Here is a 22,210-nt window from a genome sequence, read left to right as displayed (position 1 = left end):
AACCGTCGATCCCGCAACGGGCTAGTGCTGTGACCGAAACGTTGGCGTCATGTGCCGTTGTGACATTTCGATGACGACGCCAGCCTCCTCGCGAAGCGCCCAGGCGCGCTGCGCGCGCTCAGATGCCGAGCCGGGCGCCGCGGAGTCTTGAGGTCAGGGGCTCGGGGCCGGTGATCGCGACGTCGGCGTGGGCCTGGCGGCCGGTGAAGAACAGGATCAGCTCGCCCGGTGCGCCCTGCACCTGGACGGCCTGTTCCTGTTTCGGGTTCACGGTGAACGGCTCGACGCCGGGGCCGGAGACCTCGAGGCGGGCCGGGAAGCGGCGGGCCGACAGGCGGGCGGTGGACTTCGCGCGGGCGGCGAGCGCCTGGGAGTACCCCGGCGGAATCTCCCGGGGCGTCCAGTCCGGCGCGGCGCGGCGCACGTCCTCGTGGTGGACGAAGAACTCGACCGCGTTCATCGCCTCGTCCAGCGGGCGCAGCAGCAGCGGGCCGGTGCGCAGGCGCTCGACGAGGGCCGGCCAGTCGCCCGCGGCCAGTTTGTCCTGGACCTTCCGGGTGTGCCCGGCCGCGGCCTTGAACATGATGCCCGCGGCGGCGTCGGGCCGGCGCTCGCGCAGCACGATGTGGGCGGCCAGGTCGCGGGTGGCCCAGCCGTCGCAGAGGGTGGGCGCGTCGGGGCCGGCGGCCAGCAGCACGTCGGCGAGCGCCGCCCGCTCGGCGCGGGCGTAGGAAGTCATGGGCATAACGCTAGCCCCAGAATTGTCGTACCCCCTCGGTAAGGTAACTGCGCGACCGGGACACTTACGGCCGCGGAACCAGGGGGGCGTGTTGTGACCAGTGGCAAGGTGCTCGCGAAGGGCTTCCGGGTGCTCGGCCACGCGGTCCGTGACGAGCCTCACATGTTCGTCTGGTCGGTGCTCGGCAGCGTGCTGTTCAGCCTCCTGACCATCGCCACCGCGTTCGTGTCGGGGCGGGTGGTCGGCGAGATCGTGGTGCCGGCCTTCAGCCGGGGCAGCGTGGCCACCGGCACCCTGCTGCTGGGCGGGCTGGCCGTGCTCGCGGTGAGCCTCGGCAAGATCGTCGGGATCTTCGGCCGCCGGCTCGGCGCGGGCGCGATGCAGTTCAACCTGCAGGCGAAGTACCGCCGGGCGGTGACCCGCCGCTACCTGCGCCTGCCGCTCGCGTGGCACCAGCGCCACGCCACCGGCACGCTGCTGTCCAACGCCAACGCGGACGTCGAGTCGGCCTGGTACCCGATCGCGCCGTTCCCGTTCGCGGTCGGCACGGTCGTCATGCTCGCCGCCGCCGTGGTGTCGCTGTTCGTCACCGACTGGGCGATGGCGCTGGTCGGGCTGGCCATCTTCCCGGCGCTGCTGCTGGTCAACGTGGCGTATTCGCGCCGCATGTCGCCCCGGGTGGCGAGGGCCCAGCAGCTGCGGGCCGACGTCAGCGCGGTCGCCCACGAGAGCTTCGACGGCGCCCTGGTGGTCAAGACCATGGGGCGGGAGGCGTCGGAGACCGAGCGGTTCGCCGCCAAGGCGGTCGAGCTGCGCGACGCCACCATCCGCGTCGGGCGGGTCCGGGCCATGTTCGACCCGGTCCTCGACGCGCTGCCGAGCATCGGCACCCTCGCGGTGCTGGTCGTGGGCAGCTACCGGTTCCGCTCCGGCGCGGTCGGCGTGGAGGAGGTGGTCAGCGTCGCGTTCCTGTTCACGGTGCTCGCCTTCCCGGTCCGGGCGATCGGCTGGGTGCTGGCCGAGCTGCCCCGCAGCGTCGTGGGCTGGGAGCGCATCCGCCGGGTGCTCGACGCCGAGGGCGACACCGTCTACGGCACCGCCGAGCTGACCGGCACCGCCCCGGCGGCGCTGCGCTTCGACGGCGTGGACTTCGCGTACACCGACGAGGACGGGGCCGGTCCGGCGGTGCTGCACGGGGTGACGTTCGAGGTGCCGGCCGGGCGGACGGTCGCGCTGGTCGGCCCCACCGGCTCCGGCAAGTCGACCGTGGCCGCGCTCGCCGCCCGGCTGGTCGACCCGGCCGTGGGCACCGTGACCCTCGACGGGGTGGACCTGCGCGAGCTCAGCCAGGACAGCCTCACCGGCGCGACCGCGCTCGTGGCCCAGGTCCCGTTCGTCTTCGACGACACCGTCCGCGGCAACATCACGCTCGACCGGCCCGGCGTCGACGACGGGCAGGCCTGGAAGGCGCTGCGGCTGGCCCAGGCCGACGGGTTCGTCGGGCACCTGTCCGACGGGCTCGACACCACCGTCGGCGAGCGCGGCACGTCGCTGTCCGGCGGGCAGCGCCAGCGGCTGACGATCGCCCGCGCGCTGGCCGGCTCGCCGCGGCTGCTCGTGCTCGACGACGCCACCAGCGCCGTCGACCCGCGGGTGGAGGCGGCAATCCTGGCCGCGCTGCGCCGCGACGACGGCGACACCCAGGCGGCCTCGATCCTGGTCGTCGCGTACCGCCGGGCCACCATCGCCCTGGCCGACGAGGTGGTCTACCTCGAGCGGGGCCGGGTCGTGGCCCGCGGCACCCACGGCGAGCTGCTGGAGACCGCGCCCGGCTACGCCGACCTGGTCACCGCCTACGAGAAGGCCGAGGAGGAGCGGGAGCGCGAGCACGCCTTCGACGGCGACCGCCTGGACGACGGCCGCGAGACCGCCGCGCGTCTCGACGAGGAGACCCTGCCCGCATGACCACCGTCGAGAACGCCACCGCCGCCGCCCCGGCTGCCCCCTCCACCCGGGCCTCGATCCTGCGCCGGGGCCTCGCCCTGTCCCCGGAGCTGTTCACCGGCCTGGCCGGCACGCTCGGCCTGGCCCTGGTGGCCACGGCCGGCCGGGTCGCCGTGCCGATCGCCATCCAGCAGGGCATCGACCACGGCATCCAGGCCCCGGGCGGCCCCGACCTGGGCGTCATCACGCGGATCGTGACCGTGACGGCGGGCGTCCTGTTCCTCACGATGATCAGCGCGTACCTCATGAACGTGCGCCTGTTCACGGTCAGCGAGACCGCGCTGGCCGGCATCCGGGCCCGCACCTTCCGCCACATCCACGACCTGTCGATGCTGCACCAGCAGTCCGAGCGGCGCGGCGCGCTCGTCTCCCGGGTCACCGGCGACGTCGACCAGATCAGCCAGTTCCTGCAGTTCGGCGGCCTGCTCTTCGTGATCAACCTGGGCCAGCTCACGGTCACCACGATCGTGATGCTCGTGTACTCCTGGCAGCTCACCCTGGTCGTCTTCGCCGCCTTCGCCCCGCTGATCTTCGTGGTGCGGCACTTCCAGCGCCGGCTGAGCGTGCTCTACCTGGAGGTCCGCGAGAGCGTCGGGCACATGCTGGGCGTCATCGCGGAGAGCGTGGTCGGCGCCCCGGTCGTCCGCGCCTACGGCATCCAGGGCCGCACCGGCGAGCGGCTCGACGGCTCGATCGAGAAGGCCCGCCGCAACCTGTTCCGGGCCCAGACCAACAACGTGATCAGCATGAGCTTCGGCGAGCTGGCGGCCGGGCTGGCGCTCGCCGGCGTGATCGTGGTGGGCACCCTGCTGGGCGTGGGCGGTCACCTGACGGTCGGGCAGCTCACCGCGTTCCTGTTCCTGGCCACGCTGTTCGTCCAGCCGGTGCAGGTGGCGACCGAGGTGCTCAACGAGGCGCAGAACGCGATCGCCGGCTGGCGGCGGGTGCTCGACATCATCGAGACCGAGCCCGACGTCGCCGATCCGGGCAAGTCGGGCCGGTCCCTGCCCGACGGGCCGATCGACGTGCGGTTCGATCACGTGCACTTCGCGTACCCGGACGGGCCGGAGGTCCTCAGCGACGTCGACCTGACCGTGGCCGCCCGCACCCGCGTGGCCGTCGTCGGCGAGACGGGCAGCGGCAAGACCACGTTCGCCAAGCTGCTGACCCGGCTCATGGACCCGAGCACCGGGCGGGTCCTGCTCTCCGGCGTGCCGCTGGACGCGATCCGGTTCGACTCGCTGCGCAGCCGGGTCGTGATGGTGCCGCAGGACGGGTTCCTGTTCGACGCGACGATCGCCGACAACGTCCGCTTCGCCCGGCCGGCCCTGACCGACGCCGAGCTGACCGCCGCGTTCACCGAGCTGGGGCTGATCGACTGGCTCGACTCGATGCCGGAGGGCCTGCACACGGCGGTCGGGGAGCGCGGGGAGTCGCTGTCGGTGGGGGAGCGGCAGCTGGTGGCCCTCGCGCGGGCGTACGTGGCCGACCCCGACCTGCTGGTGCTCGACGAGGCCACGAGCGCCGTCGACCCGGCGACCGAGGTGCGGCTGCAGCGCACGCTCGACGCGGTGACCCGGGGGCGGACCACGATCGCGATCGCGCACCGGCTCTCGACCGCGCAGTCCGCCGACGAGGTGATCGTGGTGGACAAGGGGCGGGTGGTGCAGCGGGGTGCGCACCAGGCGCTGCTCACCGATCCCGACTCGATTTACGCGCGTTTGTACGCGTCCTGGCTGGAGCAGACCCGCTAGGAGGGCCAACGCCCTCGCGGCGCGGCCTGCCGCGTCTGGCGGCGGCACGCCGCGGCCGGGCTGGGCGCGGCGCGCTGAAACTCGCGACTGTCGTCTTTGCGGGCTTGCTCATGTCCGCGGATTTCATCTACCGTTGAGTTCATCAGGTGTTGAGTTCGACCCCCATCCAGGTTCCACCGCCAGGAAGGACCACCCCGATGAGCAACGCGATCGAGGTCGAGCACCTCGTCGTCGTGCGCGGCAAACGGCGGGTGCTGCACGACTTCACCTGCACCGTGCCGCACGGCAGCGTCACCGGCCTGCTCGGCCCGAGCGGCAGCGGCAAGACGACCCTCATGCGCGCCGTGGTCGGCGTCCAGAAGGTCGCGGGCGGCACCGTCACCGTCCTCGGCCACCCCGCCGGGTCGGCGCCGCTGCGCGACAAGGTCGGCTACCTCACCCAGGCCCCCAGCGTGTACGCCGACCTCACCGTGCGGGAGAACGCGCGGTACTTCGCCTCCCTCTACGGCCTCGGCGCCAAGGACGCCGACGCGGCGATCTCCGACGTCGGCCTGAGCAAGGCCAAGGACCAGCTGGTCGGCCGCCTCTCCGGCGGGCAGCGGGCCCGCGCCTCGCTGGCCTGCGCGATCGTCGGCAAGCCGCAGCTGCTGGTGCTCGACGAGCCCACCGTCGGGCAGGACCCGGTGCTGCGCAACGAGCTCTGGCAGCGCTTCCACGCCATGGCCGCGGCCGGCTCCACCCTGCTCGTGTCCAGCCACGTGATGGACGAGGCGGGCCGCTGCGACCGCCTGCTGCTGATCCGCGAGGGGTACCTCATCGCCGATCAGACCCCCGCCGCGGTCCGCGAGTCCGCCGGCACCGACGACCTCGACGAGGCCTTCCTGCGCCTCGTCCAGGCCCACGAGACGCAGACGCTCGAGACGGAAACGGTGGGCTGAGCCATGTCCCTGCGACTGACCTTCGGCACCGCCGGGCGGATCCTGCGCCAGCTGCGCCACGACCGGCGGACCATCGCGCTGATCCTCGTGGTGCCGACGGTGCTGCTGACGCTGCTGCGGTACCTCTACGACGACAACCCGTTCCTGTTCGACCGGGTCGGCCTGATCATGCTCGGGGTCTTCCCGCTCGTGATCATGTTCCTGCTCACCAGCGTGGCGATGCTCCGCGAGCGCACCAGCGGCACCCTCGAACGGCTGCTCACCACCCCGATCGGCAAGGTCGACATCCTGCTCGGCTACGGGCTCGCCTTCGCCGTGGCGGCCGCGGTGCAGGCGGCGATCGCGTCGGCGTTGGCGTACTGGCTGCTGGGTCTGGACACCCTCGGCCCAGCCTGGCTGGTCGGGGTGATCGCCGTCGGCAACTCCGTCCTCGGCATGGCCCTCGGCCTGCTGGTCAGCGCGTTCGCCGACAGCGAGTTCCAGGCCGTGCAGTTCATGCCCGCCGTGGTACTGCCCCAGGTCCTGCTCTGCGGCCTGCTCCAGCCCCGCGACCGCATGCCCGGCTGGATGGAGGCGATCAGCGACGTGCTGCCCATGTCGTACGCCGTGCAGGCCCTCACCGAACTGGGCGCGCACCCCGACCCGACCGGCATCATGTGGCGCGACCTCGGCATCGTCGTCGGCTGCGTGGTGGTCGCCCTCCTGCTCGGCGCCGCGACGCTGCGCCGGCGTACCGCATAGGCTGATCCACATGGCTCGTACCGGTCGGCGCCCCGGCAATCAGGACACCCGCGAGGCGATCCTGGAGGCGGCCCGCAAGGCCTTCGCCGAGCGCGGCTTCGACGGGGCGTCGATCCGGCACATCGCGACCAGCGCGGGGGTCGACCCCGCGCTGGTGCACCACTACTTCGGGGCCAAGGACCAGCTGTTCCTGGCCACCATGAACGCCCCCATCGACCCCGGCGAGCTGCTGCCCCAGGTCTTCGAACCCGGCCTCGACGGGGTCGGCGAGCGCCTGGTCCGCATGTTCCTGTCGGTCTGGGACTCCCCGGCCGGCACGCCCGTCGTCGCCCTGGTGCGCAGCGCCATGCAGCACGACTGGTCGGCCCGCATGCTGCGCGAGTTCCTGGTGAGCCAGGTCCTGCGACGCGCCACGCGGACCCTGGACCTCGACCCGGCGGAGGCGCCGACGCGGGCCTCCCTGGTCGCCTCGCAGATGATCGGGATGGCGATGCTGCGGTACATCCTGAAGCTCGAACCCCTCGCCTCGATGCCCCCCGAGGACATCGTGCGCAACCTCGCCCCGACGATCCAGCGCTATTTGGCCGACCCGCTGCCCTAGTCCTCGAGATCGGCGCAGTGCAGCCGCGCCTGCGGCGTCATCAGCAGCGCCATCATCGCGGCCGCGCCGACGACCGGGAGCAGTCGCAGGCCGAGCGGCGCCTCGAGCACCCAGGCCAGCAGCGGCATCATCGTGCCGACGAAGGCCCAGAACACCAGGCTCGACAGCCACGCCCAGTGCTCGCCGCGGCGCACCCGCACGCCGAGGAACACCAGGACCCCGGCCAGCGGTGACAGGAACAGCGCGGCATTGAAGAACAGGACAAAATCCAGATATCCGGTACCGCCCTGAGCCACCGGATCCACCTGCATCCCCGACAGCAGCACGCCGAGCGCCGTCAGCGCGAGCGTGAGCATGACGGCACCCACCGCGTTGAACCCCGTCACCGCGATGCGCACCTGCAGCGGCACGAATCGGCGCCCCCCGGCTGCCATGGCCTTAATCTATGCGCAAAAAGGCGGACCGGCTCCAACCGGCCCGCCTTCTCGTGCGTCCTTACAGGGACAGCACCCGCTCCAGGAAGTCCTTGTACTGCCGCAGCGCCACCCGCAGCGCCTCGGTGTCGGGGTGCTTCGACGACTTGCTCGGGTTCAGCGCGTGCTGCTGCTCCTGCAACTTCTCGGCCAGCGTCTCGATCGCGTCACTGACCACGGCACTGGCCCGCGCAACGGCCTTCACCGGGTCGTCGACGAACTTCGACTCGGCCTTCACCAGCCGCGACCGGAACTTGTCGGCCCGCTTGCGCTTCCACAGCACAATCCGCTCTTCGACAATGTCCCCGGGCCGCAACGGCGCGGGCGCGACGGCCGCGTACTCCAGCTCGTCCTCGTCGACCTCTTCTTCCTCGTCCTCGTCCACCTCGGCGACGACGAGCAGGACGCCTTCCTCGACCCCGTCCTCATCGACGACATCGGCAACCACGAGCACGACGTCCTCGTCTTCGTCCTCGTCGTCATCGTCGGCCTCAGCCGCGATGTCGCCGTCCTCGTCCTCGTCCTCGTCCTCGTCGTCGTCCTCGGCCGCGTCGTCCTCGGCCGCTTCGTCCTGGGCCGCTTCGTCCTCGATCACGAGCACCACGGCCTCGACCTCGACCGCGGGCTCCTCGGCGGCGTCCTCTTCAACGGCCTCTTCGACGGCCTCGTCAGCGTCCGCTTCGACGACGACGAGCACCACGTCCTCGGCCCCCGCCTCTTCGTCCACCTCGTCCGCCTCGGCCGCGAGCTCCTCGGCAACGTCCTCAGCCGCAACAGCCTCGGCCGCCTCCTCCAGAGCCGCCTCCCGAGCAAGCTCGGCGTTGGTCTGCTCCTCGGCAATGGCGATCGTCTCGGGCGTGGCCGCGCTCTCGCCGTCCTCGTCCGCAACGACCTCGATCACCGCCACCTCCTCAGCAACCGGCTCCTCGGCGGCGTCGTCTTCCACGGCGCTCTCGTCCTCGGCAGCGACGTCAGCAACGGCCTCCTCGGCGTCGACGTCCTCAGCCGCCTCGTCGTCGGCAACCTCAGCAACCGGCTCCTCGGCCGCCTCGTCATCCGACTCGGTGTCGGCCTCGGCGGCGGCCTCCTCGGCGGCCTGATCGTCCCCGGCCTCGTCGGTGCTCTCAGCCTCGACGTCCTCGACAACCTCAGCGGCCGGCTCTTCGGCAGCCTCGTCCTCGGCGGCGTCGTCGGTCTCGGCGGTGGCGTCCTCGGCGACGGCTTCGGCAACCTCGGCGTCGTCGGCCTCGGCCGCGGCGTCCTCGGTGGTCTCAGCGTCAACGGCCTCCGCGACCTCGGCGGCCAGCTCTTCGGCCGCCTCGTCCTCGGAGTCGCTGCCGGTCTCGGCGGTGGGCTCCTCGCTGGCTTCGGCGTCCCCGGCGTCGTCGGTGCTCTCGGCCTCGACGTCCTCGGCAACCTCGGCGGCCGGCTCGTCCGCGGCCTCAGCGTCGGCGGCTTCGTCGGTCTCGGCGGTGGCGTCCTCGGCGATAGCGTCGGCAACCTCGGCGTCGTCGGCCTCGGCTGCGGCGTCCTCGGTGGTCTCGGCGTCGGCGACCTCGGCAGCCCGCTCCTCCGCAACCTCGGCGTCGTCGCTGGTCTCGGCGTCGACGTCTTCGGCGACCTCGGCGGCCGGCTCCTCCGCGGTGTCCTCGTCCGACTCGGTGTCGGTCTCGGCGGCGGGCTCCTCGGTGGCTTCCGCGTCCCCGGCGTCGTCGGTGCTCTCGGCCTCGACGTCCTCGGCCACCTCGGCGGCCGGCTCGTCCGTGGCCTCAGCGTCGGCGGTCTCGTCGGTCTCGGCGGTGGCGTCCTCGGCGACGGCGTCGGCAACCTCGGCGTCGTCGGCCTCGGCCGCGGCGTCCTCGGTGGTCTCAGCGTCGACGTCTTCGGCGACCTCGGCGGCCGGCTCTTCCGCGGCCTCGTCGGTCTCGACGTCCACGTCCTCAGCGACGGCGTCCGTGGCTTCCCCAGCGGTCTCGGCGTCGACGTCTTCGGCCACCTCGGCGGCCGGCTCTTCTGCGGTCTCGTCCTCGGCGGCCTCGTCGGTCTCCGCGGTGGCGTCCTCGGCGACGGCGACGGCGTCGGCAACCTCGGCCTCGGCGTCCTCCGCGGACTCGGCGTCGATGTCCTCGGCCACCTCGGCGGCCGGCTCGTCCGCGGTCTCGTCCTCGGCGGCTTCGTCGGTCTCGGCGGTGGCGTCTTCCGCGACGGCGTCGGCAACCTCGGCGTCGTCGGTGGTCTCGGCGTCAACGTCCTCGGCGACGGCGTCCGCGGTCTCGTCGGTCTCGGCCGCGACCTCTTCCGCGACAGCGTCCGCGCCCTCGGCGTCCGCGGTCTCGGTGGTCACGTCCTCGGCGACCGCGTCCGCACCGTCGGCGTCCGCGGTTTCGTCGGTCGGTTCGGCGGTGAGGTCCTCGGCGACGGCTTCCGCGTCCGCACCCTCGGCGTCCGCGGTCTCGTCGGTCTCGGCCGCGACCTCTTCCGCGACAGCGTCCGCGCCCTCGGCGTCCGCGGTCTCGGTCGCGACCTCTTCCGCGACAGCGTCCGCGCCCTCGGCGTCCGCGGTCTCGGTCGTGACGTCTTCCGCGACGGCGTCGGCAACCTCGGCGTCGTCGGCGGTCTCGGCTGCGATGTCCTCGGCGACCGCGTCCTCGGCGACAGCCGCCGAGTCGGTCAGTGCCGCCTGGTCGTCCTCAAGCGTGACGTCCGGCGTCTCCGCAGGCGCGGTGTCGGTCGGCGGCGTTTCGAGGTCCGTGAGCGGGTCGGCATCGGTTGCCTCGCTCTCCGTGGTGGCGGTGGCCGAGTCGGTGACGGCCGGGGTGTCGTCCTCCGCGACGGTCTCCGCGTCCTCGACCCCGGTTGCCGGCCCGACCAGGGCCGAGATGTCGTCCGGCACGGCGACCGAGATCGCCGGGTCGTCCGCCAGGTGTTCGCCTTCGGCGAGGGGCTCCTCGGCGGGCGAGGAGGCGGGCGAGGAGGCGGGCGAGGAGGCGGGGGAGGCGTCAGCCGGCTCGGCCGCAGGGGCGTCGGTCGAGACGGCTTCGGTGGTGGCTTCGGTCTCGGCGTCGAGGGGCTGGCGGGGCGACGGTACGACCGCCTCGGCCGTCTCGGCGGGGCCGTCCGTGGGTGGTTGGTCGTTCGGCGGGGTGAGGTTTGGTTGCATGGGTCCTCCGTCCGGCTCGGTCCGAACGGGGGCAGCCTCCCGGTCGGACTGCAGGTTGGCTCAGCGCTGGGGTCGCGGACGCCGGGAGGCCGTGCGGCGCCCGGGACCGACGACCGCATGGCCGGACGGCTGGGGTGCCCCCTGGAAGACGGGTAGGGGGTGGCCGTCGGCAGGCGGGGAAGGGTGGGCGACCGCGCAGATCTTCCTGGCGGCGCACCTGCAAGGTACCCCTTCAACACCAGCAGCCATAGACCCCAAACCGCCGAGTTCGTGCCGTGCGGGAGAATTGCCGTCGTGCCGTCGAACCTTGATCCAGAAGTCGCGAACCGTCTCCGTCGCAACGAGGCCGGGCTGGTGCCGGCGATCGTGCAGGAGCACGGCACCGGCGAGGTGCTGATGCTCGCGTGGATGGACGACGAGGCGTTGCATCGCACGCTCACCACGGGGCGGGCGACGTACTGGTCGCGCAGCCGCGGGGAGTACTGGGTGAAGGGCGAGACCTCCGGCCACCACCAGCACGTCAAGGCCGTCGCGATCGACTGCGACGGCGACACGTTGCTGGTCACGGTCGAGCAGACCGGCGCCGCGTGCCACACCGGCAACCACACGTGCTTCTACAGCCCACTGGAGGTAACCGGATGACGACCGGCGCCGTGGCCCCCGACGAGGCCACCTTCCGCGAGCTCGCGCGCACCCGCCGTGTCGTCCCGGTGACGCGCCGGCTGCTGGCCGACGGCGAGACCCCGGTCGGCGTCTACCGCAAGCTCGCCGGCGGCCCGGGCACGTTCCTGCTCGAGTCCGCCGAGCAGGGGGCGGGCGCGGCCGGAGCGGTGTGGTCGCGGTACAGCTTCATCGGTGTCCGCAGTGTCGCCACCCTCGTCGAGCGCGAAGGGCGCGCGCACTGGCTGGGTGCGCCCCCGGCGAACGTCCCGGCCGACGGCGCGCCGACGGAGGTGCTGCGCGCCACGATCGACGCCCTCACCGCCGACGACTCGGACCTGCGGGCGCTCAACCTGCCGCCGCTGTCCGGGGGCCTCGTCGGATTCCTCTCGTACGACGCGGTGCGCCGCTTCGAGCGCCTGCCCGAGATCGCGCTCGACGACCTCGGCCACCCCGAGCTGGGGATGATGCTCGCCACCGACCTGGTCGCGCTCGACCACTTCGAGGGCGCCGCGCTGCTGATCGCCAACGCGGTGCTGCCGGAGGCGGGGGCGGACGAGGCGACCGTGACCGCGGCGTACCACCAGGCCATCGGCCGGCTCGACGCGATGACCACCGCCCTGTCCCGGCCGACCCCGCCGCTGGTGTCCACAGTGGACCGGGTGCCGCTCGGCGAGGTGGTGAGCCGGACGCCGGCCGGGGAGTACCCGAAGGCGGTCGAGGCCGCGAAGGAGGCGATCCGCGCGGGGGAGTGCTTCCAGATCGTGGTCGCCCAGCGCTTCGAGCGCCCGACCGACGCCGACCCCCTCGACGTCTACCGGGTGCTGCGCACGACCAATCCGAGCCCGTACATGTACCTCCTGCGCTTCGAGGGCTTCGACGTGGTCGGGTCCTCACCGGAAGTACACGTGAAGGTCGATGGAAGAAGAGCGCTGCTGCACCCCATCGCGGGCACCAGGTGGCGCGGGGCGACGCCGGAGGAGGACGCGGCGCTCGCGGCGGACCTGCTCGCCGACCCCAAGGAGCGCTCCGAGCACGTGATGCTCGTCGATCTGGCCCGCAACGACCTCGGCCGGGTCTGCAAGCCGGGCACGGTCGAGGTGCCGGAGTTCATGACCGTCGAGCGGTACTCGCACGTCATGCACATCGTCTCCACCGTCGTCGGCGAGCTCAACGACGACCGGACCGCCTTCGACACCCTCGCCGCCACCTTCCCCGCCGGCACCCTGTCCGGCGCCCCGAAGGTCCGCGCGATGGAGATCATCGAGGAGCTCGAACCGACCCGCCGCGGCCTGTACGGCGGCGTCGTCGGCTACTTCGGCTTCGGCGGCGACATGGACACCGCGATCGCGATCCGCACCGCCCTGCTGCGCGACCGCATCGCCTACGTGCAGGCCGGGGCGGGCATCGTCGCCGACTCCGACCCGGCCGCGGAGGAGACCGAGACGCGCAACAAGGCCGCGGCGGTGCTGGCCGCCATCGCGACCGCCGAGACGCTGAAGCCCGCCCGATGACGTGGACCGGACGGCGCGGACTGGCGACGACGGCGGGAGCCTGCGCCGTTGCTGCTGCGTTGGTACTGCTGGCAGCCACCCGATCCTGGCAGGCCCTCTCCGTCGCCCAGCCCGCGCCGCTGCCACCCCTGCACACCGACCGCACCGGCACCGAGCTGGCGCCGTGGCTCCCGGCCCTCGCCGTGGTCGCCCTGGCCGGGGCGGGCGCGTTGTTCGCGACCCGCGCCGTGGCCCGGCTGGTCGTCGGGGTGCTGCTGCTCGTCGCCGGGGCCGGGATCGTGATCGCCTCCCTGGCCACGCTGGGCGACGACGTCAGGCTCGTGTGGCCGCTGGTGTGCGTCCCGCTGGGGCTGGTCGTGCTGGCGGCGGGGTTCGTGACCGTGCGGGTGGGACGGTCGTGGCCGGGTATGGGTGCGCGGTACGAGCGGCCGTCTGTTGCTGTTTCTGAGTCTCCGGCCGCTCCCGCCCGGGACCGGAAGCGCGACCCCGACACCGAGCTGTGGGATGCGCTGGACCGCGGCGAGGACCCCACGGACGACGACCGGCCCTGAGGTGCGCTTCGGGCCTCGCGAAGGTCGGGCGGTGGGAGATCGGCCCTAGTAGGGTTCGGCGCATGGCGAGCAGCGCTGAGCACGTGATCGAGGTCGCCGGGCGCGAGGTGACGATCACCAATCCGGACAAGGTGTACTTCCCGAAGTCCGGCCGCACCAAGCTCGACGTGGTGCGCTACTACCTGGCCGTGGCCGACGGCGCCCTGCGCGGGGCGGGCGGGCGGCCGATGGCGCTCAAGCGGTACGTGAACGGCATCGAGGGCGAGGCCTTCTTCCAGAAGCGCGCGCCCGCCAAACGCCCGGACTGGATCGAGACGGCGGAACTGCGGTACCCGTCGGGGCGTACCGCGGAGGAGGTCGTCCTGCGCGACGCCGCCCAGCTGGCGTGGGTCGTGAACCTGGGCTGCCTGGAGCTGCACACCCACTCGGTGCTCGCCGAGGATCTCGACCACCCGGACGAGCTGCGCATCGACCTCGACCCGGTGCCGGGCGTGCCGTGGGGCCAGGTCGTGGACGTGGCGCTGATCGCCCGCGAGGTCCTGGAGGAGTACGGCCTGGCCGGCTGGCCCAAGACCTCGGGCTCCCGCGGCTTCCACATCTACGCGCGCATCGAGCCGCGGTGGACCTTCGCCGAGGTACGCCGCGCCGCCGAGGGCTTCGCCCGCGAGGTCGCCCGCCGCGCCCCGGACCTCGCGACCGGCGCCTGGTGGAAGGAGGAGCGGCAGGGCGTGTTCCTGGACTACAACCAGAACGCCAAGGACCACACCACCGCCTCGGGCTTCTCGGTCCGCCCGTCGGAGGAGGCCAAGGTCTCGACCCCGCTGAGCTGGGACGAGGTTCCGGGTTGCGACCCGTCCGGGTACACGATGGACACGGTCCCCGGCCGCCCCGACCCGTGGACCGGCATCGAGCACGCCCGCGGCTCCCTGGAACCCCTGCTGGAGCTGGCGTCGACCTTCAAGAAGCGAGCCCCGGCCAAGAAGGGCGCGGGCCGCCGCCAGCCGACGATGCCCCTCATCGAGATCACCCGCACCGCCACGCGCGAGGAGGCCCTGGCCGACCTCGACCGCTGGAAGGACCGCCACCCCAAGGTCTGGCCCCTCCTGGAACCGGCCGACGTCCTGGTCGACTCCATGCGCGGCATCAATTCCGTCTGGTACCGCATCCGCGTCAACCTCATCCACGTCCCGGAGGCGGAGCGCCCGGAGCAGGAACCGCTGGAACACGACTTTGATCCATTTGCAAAATGGAAGGAGATGGCTGCCAGGGGCGAAATCCCAGCTCGCTGGCGCCGTCCCGATGCTGCCGCGGCTCCGGACGACCTTGCGGAAACCCCGGATTCGCCTCCGGAGTAGCCCTGCGTAGCGGGGTGGCGACTGGATCCCTGATCAACTTGGTGGGGGTTGATAGCGTGGGAAGACCGGAACGCCCCGCCGCCGCACGTCCGCAGTCGCCGTCGTTTGTGCGCAATGGGCCTCGGCAGTCGGGCTGTTGCTCGGCTCGTTGGTCGCCCTCGTACGCCCGCGCGCGTTGACGCCGGCCGTTGCTCGTGCTGGTCGTGGGTCTCGGGGGTTGGGCTTGCCGGTGTGGTTGGTTGGGTGGGCGGGGTTCGGCCGCTTGGGCTGGGGAGCACCGGGCCACACCTGGTCGTGGGTTTGGGGCGCCTTCGGCCCGCCCTATGCACCGCGATTGGCGTGGTCCGTGTCTGTGGTTTGGCCACCGTTCGGTGGTCCAGGCCGTCGTTCGCTGCCGGGTCCGTGGTGGTCGTCGTTCGGTGGTCCCGGTCCGGGGGCGCCTGCGGCGGAGGAGCGGGTTTCCGGTTCGTGGTGGGTTGCGGGTCGGCGGCGCCTTGCGGCGCCTGGAAAGGCTTGCGGTTCGTGGTGGGTTGCGGGTGGAGGGCGCCTTGCGGCGCCGGGCGGATCTTGCGGTTCGCGGTTGGTTGCGGGTCGTGGCGCTGGCGGCGCCGGGAAGGGCTTGCGGGCCGCCGTGGGGATCGGGTGGTGGGCGCCTTGCGGCGCCCGGGGCAGCATCCGGTCCGTCGAGGGGCGCGAAGCCGTGGCGCCGGTGGCGCCTGGAACGATCTTGCGGCTCGTTGCGGGTTGCGGGGCTGGGCGCCTTGCGGCGCCGGGGGAATCTTGCGGTTCGCGTAGCGAGGGGCGCCGGAGGCGCCGGCGGAATGACGCGGCAGGGCATCGGCCGGCTGTCTGACGCAAGTTCTTACATGAGTTGACGCAAGTTGCCGAGCCGCCCAACCCTGCCCAGGACGGACCGCATCTTGCGGCCGTCGCGGATTTGCGCGATCAGAGCGCGGGTGGGTCTTCGGATTGCGAGGGAGAGGCGCGGTCGACTGCGCCCGGGCCCGCCAGGTGAGATCAGGGTGCCGGCTGAGGTTGGGGAGGGCTGAGGCGGCGGGGAGTTGTCCTACGAGGCGAGCGGCAAGAACAACAGCAGGACAAGAGCAAGAACAAAAGTCAGCGGGCGGGCTCCGGGTCGTCGATCCAGCCCGCCATCAGCACCAGGCCCGTCGATCGATGTACCGCCAAGTAGCCGAACGGCTCGTCGAAGCGGGCCGTCACCTGGAGGCGGCGCGCCGTGGCTGGGGCCGGGGGGCCGTACGGCATGGGGACCAGCGGGGTCTGTGTCACCGGAGCGGCGCGGAAGCCTGGCGCTGTGAAGGCCGCCGCCACGCTCACCGCGGCCGTCGCCACCCGCAGGGGCGCGGAGCTGATGCCCGGGAACGGCGACGGGCCCGTGGCCGACCGCAGGCCGAAGGCGTCCGCCAAGCCGGGGGCCAGCAAGTCGTGCACCGTCGCGGCGGCGAAGCGCGGAACTTTCACCAGCAGCTCCGGTGCCGGGTCGGGCGCGTCCACCAGCGATGACACCACGCCCGGGCCCTTGCGTGCGGGCGCCGCGGTCCCGAAGGACGACACGGCTGCGGCCAGGACGGCCTGCGGCGAGGCCAGGCCGCCCGCCGTGCACAGGATGACGTCCACCTCCCCGGTGCCGGCGATCGTCAGCAGCGTGACCGGGCCCGCGGGAGTCGCGGCCACGCGCAAGGGCGTCAGGTCCGCTGTGCGGCGGTGCAGCGACGCCAGGCGGCGGCCTGCCCATGGGCCGGTCGAAGGGCGCAGCACGCCGTCCGTGAACGGGGTCGTCCAGTCCGCCGTCACTGCCAGGGCCGCGGCGAGGATGAGGGTGTCCTCGTCCGCGCCGGGTAAGTGGAACGGAGGGACGGGAGCGCCGGTCTGGGCCGCCGCCCAGGCGTCCAGCAGCGGGCGGTCGATCAGCGGGTCGCCGGTCAGGCGGGGGTCCGCGCGCGCCGCCCAGTCCAGCGTGAGCGGGGTTCCCTCGCGGGTCCACAGGCCTAGGGCGCCGCGCAGGGGGAGGTCCAGCGGGGTGGGGGCCACGGCCGACAACTCGAACGCGGCGCGGCCGGTCGCCACGGAGGCCAGCAGGGCCAGCAGGGGGTAGATCGCCGACGCCGAGAAAGCGGCCGCGGCGGTCATGGACGCCCAGGTGGCCGTCAATGTGTTTGCTCGCGTCACGCTCATGGCGACACCCTAGAACGGGGGTACGACAAAACTCGGCGGCGAGGCATTATGCCCTAGCCACTCAGGTGATGTCGGCCATACCCCCGCGACCGTCCACTGACCGGGGGCGACCTAGCATCGGTCGCATGACCACCGGAGAGGGGAGCTCCTTGATCAACGCGGAAAGCGGCCGGGTGCTCGACGAGATCCTCGCCGGAGTGCGCGAGGACCTGGCGGTCCGCGAGGCCCAGGTGCCCCTGGCAGAGATCAAACAGCGCGCCGCCGAGGCTCCGCCGCCGCGGGACGCGTATGCCAAGCTGCGCGCGCCGGGTGTTGGCGTGATTGCCGAGGTCAAGCGGGCCTCCCCGTCCAAGGGGGCGCTGGCCGAGATCCCGGACCCGGCTGAGCTGGCGAAGGAGTATGCGGCGGGCGGGGCGCGCTGCGTCAGCGTGCTGACCGAGGGCCGGTGGTTCGGCGGGAGCCTGGACGACTTCGCCGCCGTGCGGGCCGCGATCGACATCCCGATGCTGCGCAAGGACTTCGTCGTGTCGTCCTACCAGGTGCACGAGGCGCGGGCCTACGGGGCCGACCTGGTGCTGCTGATCGTCGCCGCGCTGGACCAGAACACGCTGTCCGGGCTGCTCGACCGCATCGAGAGCCTCGGGATGACGGCGCTGGTCGAGGTGCACGACGAGGAGGAGACCGACCGCGCGCTGGAGGCCGGCGCCCGGGTGATCGGGATCAACGCGCGCAACCTGCGCACGCTGGAAGTGGACCGGACGGTGTTCGAGCGGATCGCGCCCGGGCTGCCGGCCGAGGTCGTCAAGATCGCCGAGTCGGGGGTGCGGGGGCCGCACGACCTGATCCGCTACGCGTCCGCCGGTGCCGACGCGGTGCTGGTCGGCGAGGGCCTGGTCACGCAGAAGAGCCCCCGCGACGCGGTCGCCGAGCTGGTCACGGCGGGCAGCCACCCGGCCACCCCGCGGGCGGCCCGGTGAGCCTCCCCGCGGGCGCCCCGGTGAGCGCGTTCCTGTCGGCGGCCGGGCTGCTGCCCGATCCGGAGGGGCACTTCGGCGCGTACGGGGGGCGGTTCGTCCCCGAGGCGCTCATCGCCGCGCTCGACGAGCTCGACGCCGCCTACCGGCACGCGCAGGCCGACGAGGCGTTCCAGGCGGAGTTCGGGCGGCTGCTGCGCGACTACGCCAACACGCCGAGCCCGCTGTACCGGGCCGAGCGCCTTGCCCGCGGTACCGGAGCGACGATCTTTCTCAAGCGCGAGGATCTGAACCACACGGGCGCCCACAAGGTCCGCAACGTCCTCGGCCAGGCCCTGCTGACCAAGCGCATGGGCAAGTCGCGGGTCATCGCCGAGACCGGAGCGGGGCAGCACGGCGTGGCCAGCGCCACCGCCTGTGCGCTGCTCGACCTCGAGTGCGTCGTGTACATGGGCGAGGAGGACACCCGCCGCCAGGCCCTCAACGTCGCCCGGATGCGCATGCTCGGCGCCACCGTCATCCCGGTGACGACCGGCTCCCGGACGCTCAAGGACGCGATCAACGAGGCCCTGCGCGACTGGGTGACCAACGTCGACGACACGCACTACCTGCTGGGCACCGCGGCCGGGCCGCACCCGTTCCCGGCGATGGTGCGCGACTTCGTCGGCGGGATCAGCGTCGAGGCCCGCCGCCAGATCCTCGAGCAGACCGGGAAGCTTCCGGACGCGGTCGCGGCGTGCGTCGGCGGCGGATCCAACGCGATCGGCGCGTTCCACGCGTTCGTGCCCGACGAGGGCGTGCGGCTGTTCGGCTTCGAGGCGGGCGGCGACGGCGTCGACACGGGCCGGCACGCGGCCAGCATCACCGGTGGCTCCATGGGTGTACTCCACGGTGCCCGCACCTACCTCCTGCAGGACGAGGACGGCCAGACCGTCGAGTCGCACTCGATCTCGGCCGGGCTGGACTACCCGGCGGTCGGGCCGGAGCACGCCTACCTGCACGACATCGGCCGCGCGGCGTACGAGCCGGTCACCGACGCCGAGGCGATGGACGCGTTCAAGCTCCTGTGCCGCACCGAGGGCATCATCCCGGCCATCGAGAGCGCGCACGCGGTCGCCGGCGCCCTGCGGGTCATCCCGGGGCTGGCCGCCGACCTGGGCCGCGAGCCGACCGTGATCATCTGCCTGTCGGGCCGCGGCGACAAGGACATGGACACCGCGCGGGAGTGGTTCGGCGTATGAGCGTGCAGACCGCGTTCGACAAGGCCCGGGCCGAGGGGCGCAGCGCGCTCATCGGGTACCTGCCGGCCGGGTTCCCGGACGTCCCGACGGCCACGGACGCGATCAAGGCCATGATCGACAACGGGGTGGACATCGTCGAGGTCGGGCTGCCGTACTCCGACCCGGTCATGGACGGCCCGACCATCCAGCGCGCCACCGAGGCCGCCCTGCGCGCCGGGTTCCGCGTCCGCGACGGCCTGCGCACCGTCGAGGCGGCCGCCGCGACCGGCGCGCCGATCCTCACCATGACCTACTGGAACCTCGTCGAGCGCTACGGCGTCGAGCGCTTCTCGGCCGACCTCGCGCAGGCGGGCGGGGCCGGGCTGATCACGCCCGACCTGATCCCCGACGAGGCCGGGGAGTGGATCACCGCCGCCGACCAGCACGGGCTCGACCGGGTCTTCCTGGTCTCGCCGTCCTCGACCGACGCGCGGATCGCGAGCACGGTCGCGCAGTGCCGCGGCTTCGTGTACGCCACGAGCGTCATGGGCGTCACCGGCGCCCGTGACCAGACCAGCAGCGCGGCGCCGGTGATCGTCTCCCGCGTCCGCGCGGCCGGGTCGAGCGTGCCGGTCGCGGTCGGGCTCGGCGTGTCCAACGGCGCGCAGGCGGCCGAGGTGGCCGCGTTCGCCGACGGCGTGATCGTCGGCAGCGCCCTGGTCCGGTGCCTGCTCGAGGCCGACAGCCCGGCGGCCGGCGTGGCCGCGGTCGGCAAACTGAGCGCCGAACTCGCCGAGGGCGTGCGCCGGAACTAACCCGTCCAGGGCTCGTTGAGTCCCTCGTGCGGCTTATTTTCCGTTTTGTACCGCTAGTGCTCGTCCTCTCCGCGCTCACCCCGGCGAGCGCGCACGCGAACACGGCCACTCCCGGCGCGCACGCGAGCGCGGCCACCCCCGGCTACGGCGCCGGCGCGGACGCGGACTGGCGGCAGAACGGCGGCGACCAGGGCCGCAGCGGCCACCAGGCGCTGACCGGCACCCTCGACGCGACGACGGCGAAGGCCCTGCGCACGACGTGGTCCGCGCCCGCCACCCGCACCGGCGAGCAGGTCGGCGGCGCCGTGGTCCTCGACGGCACCGTCTACCGGTCCTCGGGCGGCCCCAGCGGCCAGATCCGCCGGTACGACGCCGCCACCGGGGACGACCTCGGCCCCCTCGTGGACGAGCCCGGCCAGGCCTTCGGCGAGCTGGCGGCGACCGGGGACACCCTGGTCGTCGAGGCGATCGAGCGGCCGGCGCTGCGACGGACGCTCAGGGCGTACACCCGCGGGGGCCTGAAAACGTGGACCGTGGACCTTCCGGACGCGGTCTCCGGCGGTTTCACGGTGGCCGGCGACCTGATCCTGCGCGGGGCCGGCGCCACCCTGACGGCGTATCGCGGCGCGACGGGCGACGTCGCGTGGTCCGCCCAGCTCAGCGGCGAGCCCGGCTTCCACGCGCCCGTGCGGGCCGGGGACCTGGTGCTGACCGCCACCGAGCCGGGCGACCTGCAGGCCTTCGACGCGCGCACCGGCGCCCCGGCCTGGCGGCGCGACGTGAGCGGGGCCGAGCTCGTGGCGGCCGGCGACGCGGTCTACGCGGTGGGGGAGCGCGGCGTCTGCGCGTACGCCGCGGCCGACGGCACCCAGCGCTGGTGCGACGCCGGGACGCTGCAGTCGCCGGTGCACGCGAGCGTCGGCGAGGGGGCGCTGTTCGTGGTCGACGGGCACGGCGGGCTGGCCGCGTTCGACGCCGCGAGCGGGGCCGGGCGCTGGCACACCACGTACGGCCTGCACGCCGAGGTCGACGCCAGCTACTGGGCCCCGGTGAACGGCGGCGGGGTCGTGTACGCGGTGGTGTACCACTTCGCGGTCCGCGGCGGCGTCAGCACCCACCGCGTCGAGCTGGTCGCGGCCGACGCGGGCACCGGCAAGCTGCTGCGGCGGCTGGAGCTGGACGTGGACGCGATGCACGGCGACGAGCCGCTGATCCTGGCGGGCGACCACCTGTACTTCGCGGCGGTACAACAGCTGCACGCGCTCGGCATCAAGCGCCCCTGAGCGCCGCCCGCCAGGTGTCGCGGATCGCCTGCGCGCCCCAGGCGTTGGGCTCGATGTGCCCGCACAGCCACAGCTCGCGGTTGGCCGGGTGGGAGTCGGGCCGGGTGATGTCGCCGGCCTGGGCGCCGTGGCCGAGGAAGGCGCCGTGCAGGTCGGCCACCAGCGCGCCGTGCCGGGCCGCCGACGCGCGGATCGCCGCGTTCATCGAGTGCAGCAGGGCCAGGCCCTCGTCGACGTCGGGCAGGCCGGCCCAGGACAGGTCGCCGGTGCCGTCGGTCGGGTCGTACACGGTGCTGACCACGATCCGCGCGCCCGTGGCGGCCAGGCTCGCGAGGCAGGCGTCGTAGTTGGCCGCCGTCGCCGCCACCGCGGCCGGGACCTTGTCGGGGGACTCGACGATCGCGGTCAGCAGGTCGTTGCCGCCCATCGTGATGGTGACCAGGGCGGGGCGGTCGCGCACCCGGCCGAGCTGGCGGCGCAGCACGTCGTCGCTCGTCGCGCCGTCGCGCGCGAGCAGCAGCAGCTCGATGCCGAGGTCGTCGGCGAGCAGGGAGGCGGCGCCCAGGCCGGGCCCGCCCGCGTAGTCGTCGATCGACATCGAGTCGCCGAGCGCGAAGTACCGCGGGACCATGGACTGGATCATCTACGATCGCCCGGCGGCGATCCAGCGGGATTTCGCGTCGGTGCAGGTACGAAAGCCGCACCGGAAGCTCAGTGAGCGAAATTTTCAGGCGTCGATGACGTCGGGTTCCTTGTCGCGCTGCACCTCGCGGATCACGCCGGTGCGCCCGGCGGCCGCGTCGGCGATCGCGGTGCGGGTGGTGACCGTCAGCGGCTCCGGCAGCGCGTCGGCCGAGTGCCACGACAGCTGGCTGATCCGGCCGGGGGCGTTGAGGGCCGGGCCGCCGCCGTCGAGCCGGCCGCGGAAGACGTGGACGAACAGGTCGGGGGTGGTGCTGCCGCAGGCGTCGCCGGTGAGCTGGTACAGCCCGATCAGCTCGACGATCTCCGACTCCAGGCCGGTCTCCTCGCGGATGTCCCGGATGACGGCGTGCACCGGGCTCTCGTCCGCGCGGGTCTTGCCGCCGGGCAGGCCCCACAGCTGGTGGCCACCGGCCTGCCTGCACAACAAGACGCGGCCGGCCGCGTCCTCGATGACCGCGGCGACCGCGGTGGTCACCTTGCTGCCGTTACTCAGCGTCGAGTAGCTCATGTCCCGACTTTAGGCTCCG

The 22,210-nt window shown here is 73.0% G+C and carries 19 protein-coding genes; 13 read left to right on the top strand and 6 right to left on the bottom strand.

The window, feature by feature from the left end:
- Nucleotides 1-118: 118 nt before the first annotated feature.
- Nucleotides 119-739 (bottom strand): TIGR03085 family metal-binding protein, encoded by a 621-nt coding sequence (locus ACQPZ4_RS42155; RefSeq protein ID WP_433049341.1) that lies wholly within the window; start codon nucleotides 737-739, stop codon nucleotides 119-121.
- Between the two features lie 108 nt (nucleotides 740-847).
- On the opposite strand from ACQPZ4_RS42155, the gene ACQPZ4_RS42150 reads away from it, so the two are divergent.
- The 5 genes from ACQPZ4_RS42150 to ACQPZ4_RS42130 all read left to right on the top strand — a co-directional run bounded on the left by ACQPZ4_RS42150 (nucleotide 848) and on the right by ACQPZ4_RS42130 (nucleotide 6,777).
- Nucleotides 848-2,704, top strand: a complete 1,857-nt coding sequence (locus tag ACQPZ4_RS42150) for an ABC transporter ATP-binding protein (protein WP_433066912.1) — start codon at nucleotides 848-850, stop codon at nucleotides 2,702-2,704.
- Nucleotides 2,701-4,497: an ABC transporter ATP-binding protein gene (locus ACQPZ4_RS42145; RefSeq protein ID WP_433049338.1), complete on the top strand. Its 1,797-nt coding sequence runs from the start codon at nucleotides 2,701-2,703 to the stop codon at nucleotides 4,495-4,497. Before ACQPZ4_RS42150 ends, ACQPZ4_RS42145 begins: the two co-directional genes overlap by 4 nt.
- Nucleotides 4,498-4,694: 197 nt before the next feature.
- On the top strand, nucleotides 4,695-5,435 hold the full coding sequence (locus ACQPZ4_RS42140; protein ID WP_433049335.1) for an ABC transporter ATP-binding protein: 741 nt from the start codon (nucleotides 4,695-4,697) through the stop codon (nucleotides 5,433-5,435).
- A 3-nt stretch (nucleotides 5,436-5,438) separates the two neighbouring features.
- On the top strand, nucleotides 5,439-6,176 hold the full coding sequence (locus ACQPZ4_RS42135) for an ABC transporter permease (RefSeq protein WP_433049332.1): 738 nt from the start codon (nucleotides 5,439-5,441) through the stop codon (nucleotides 6,174-6,176).
- 10 nt (nucleotides 6,177-6,186) lie between these two features.
- On the top strand, nucleotides 6,187-6,777 hold the full coding sequence (locus ACQPZ4_RS42130) for a TetR family transcriptional regulator (protein WP_433049329.1): 591 nt from the start codon (nucleotides 6,187-6,189) through the stop codon (nucleotides 6,775-6,777).
- On the opposite strand, the gene ACQPZ4_RS42125 is transcribed toward ACQPZ4_RS42130, so the two are convergent.
- Entirely contained in the window at nucleotides 6,774-7,211 is a 438-nt protein-coding gene (locus tag ACQPZ4_RS42125) for a hypothetical protein (RefSeq protein WP_433049326.1), read from the bottom strand. The genes ACQPZ4_RS42130 and ACQPZ4_RS42125 overlap by 4 nt on opposite strands.
- A gap of 61 nt (nucleotides 7,212-7,272) precedes the next feature.
- On the bottom strand, nucleotides 7,273-10,410 hold the full coding sequence (locus tag ACQPZ4_RS42120; protein WP_433049323.1) for a hypothetical protein: 3,138 nt from the start codon (nucleotides 10,408-10,410) through the stop codon (nucleotides 7,273-7,275).
- Between the two features lie 294 nt (nucleotides 10,411-10,704).
- Between ACQPZ4_RS42120 and hisI the strand changes: the two genes are divergently transcribed.
- The 4 genes from hisI (at nucleotide 10,705) to ligD (ending at nucleotide 14,490) form a co-directional block, all read left to right on the top strand.
- Nucleotides 10,705-11,052, top strand: a complete 348-nt coding sequence (hisI, locus tag ACQPZ4_RS42115) for a phosphoribosyl-AMP cyclohydrolase (RefSeq protein WP_433049320.1) — start codon at nucleotides 10,705-10,707, stop codon at nucleotides 11,050-11,052.
- Nucleotides 11,049-12,584, top strand: a complete 1,536-nt coding sequence (locus ACQPZ4_RS42110) for an anthranilate synthase component I (RefSeq protein ID WP_433049317.1) — start codon at nucleotides 11,049-11,051, stop codon at nucleotides 12,582-12,584. Before hisI ends, ACQPZ4_RS42110 begins: the two co-directional genes overlap by 4 nt.
- Before the next feature lie 59 nt (nucleotides 12,585-12,643).
- On the top strand, nucleotides 12,644-13,135 hold the full coding sequence (locus tag ACQPZ4_RS42105) for a Trp biosynthesis-associated membrane protein (RefSeq protein ID WP_433049314.1): 492 nt from the start codon (nucleotides 12,644-12,646) through the stop codon (nucleotides 13,133-13,135).
- Nucleotides 13,136-13,197: 62 nt separating this feature from the next.
- The gene (gene ligD / locus ACQPZ4_RS42100) at nucleotides 13,198-14,490 is read left to right on the top strand and encodes a non-homologous end-joining DNA ligase (protein WP_433049311.1); all 1,293 of its coding nucleotides are present in this window, start codon (nucleotides 13,198-13,200) and stop codon (nucleotides 14,488-14,490) included.
- 1,116 nt (nucleotides 14,491-15,606) lie between these two features.
- On the opposite strand, the gene ACQPZ4_RS42095 is transcribed toward ligD, so the two are convergent.
- On the bottom strand, nucleotides 15,607-16,686 hold the full coding sequence (locus tag ACQPZ4_RS42095) for a hypothetical protein (protein WP_433049308.1): 1,080 nt from the start codon (nucleotides 16,684-16,686) through the stop codon (nucleotides 15,607-15,609).
- A 173-nt stretch (nucleotides 16,687-16,859) separates the two neighbouring features.
- Here ACQPZ4_RS42095 and trpC point away from each other — a divergent pair, with 173 nt between their 5' ends.
- Genes trpC through ACQPZ4_RS42075 form a run of 4 tightly spaced genes read left to right on the top strand, consistent with a single transcriptional unit; the run spans nucleotide 16,860 to nucleotide 20,978 of the window.
- Entirely contained in the window at nucleotides 16,860-17,663 is an 804-nt protein-coding gene (gene trpC / locus ACQPZ4_RS42090) for an indole-3-glycerol phosphate synthase TrpC (protein ID WP_350617520.1), read from the top strand.
- A 20-nt stretch (nucleotides 17,664-17,683) separates the two neighbouring features.
- Complete coding sequence (trpB, locus tag ACQPZ4_RS42085; protein ID WP_433066908.1) at nucleotides 17,684-18,901, top strand: tryptophan synthase subunit beta; 1,218 nt, start codon at nucleotides 17,684-17,686, stop codon at nucleotides 18,899-18,901.
- Complete coding sequence (trpA, locus tag ACQPZ4_RS42080; protein ID WP_433049305.1) at nucleotides 18,898-19,695, top strand: tryptophan synthase subunit alpha; 798 nt, start codon at nucleotides 18,898-18,900, stop codon at nucleotides 19,693-19,695. The genes trpB and trpA overlap by 4 nt, the downstream gene beginning before the upstream one ends.
- Nucleotides 19,696-19,751: 56 nt before the next feature.
- Nucleotides 19,752-20,978, top strand: a complete 1,227-nt coding sequence (locus ACQPZ4_RS42075; RefSeq protein WP_433049302.1) for a PQQ-binding-like beta-propeller repeat protein — start codon at nucleotides 19,752-19,754, stop codon at nucleotides 20,976-20,978.
- Here the strand turns inward: ACQPZ4_RS42075 and ACQPZ4_RS42070 are convergent.
- Nucleotides 20,965-21,621, bottom strand: a complete 657-nt coding sequence (locus ACQPZ4_RS42070) for an SGNH/GDSL hydrolase family protein (protein WP_433049299.1) — start codon at nucleotides 21,619-21,621, stop codon at nucleotides 20,965-20,967. The two genes, ACQPZ4_RS42075 and ACQPZ4_RS42070, sit on opposite strands and share 14 nt — an antisense overlap.
- A gap of 84 nt (nucleotides 21,622-21,705) precedes the next feature.
- Nucleotides 21,706-22,191 (bottom strand): NUDIX hydrolase, encoded by a 486-nt coding sequence (locus ACQPZ4_RS42065; protein ID WP_433049296.1) that lies wholly within the window; start codon nucleotides 22,189-22,191, stop codon nucleotides 21,706-21,708.
- Nucleotides 22,192-22,210 lie beyond the last annotated feature (19 nt).

The sequence above is a fragment of the Dactylosporangium sp. CS-033363 genome (assembly GCF_050942475.1).
Classification (GTDB): Bacteria; Actinomycetota; Actinomycetes; order Mycobacteriales; family Micromonosporaceae; genus Dactylosporangium.
The sequence above is the reverse complement of the archived record's forward strand: the minus strand, read 5'-3'. Positions and strand labels throughout refer to the sequence as shown.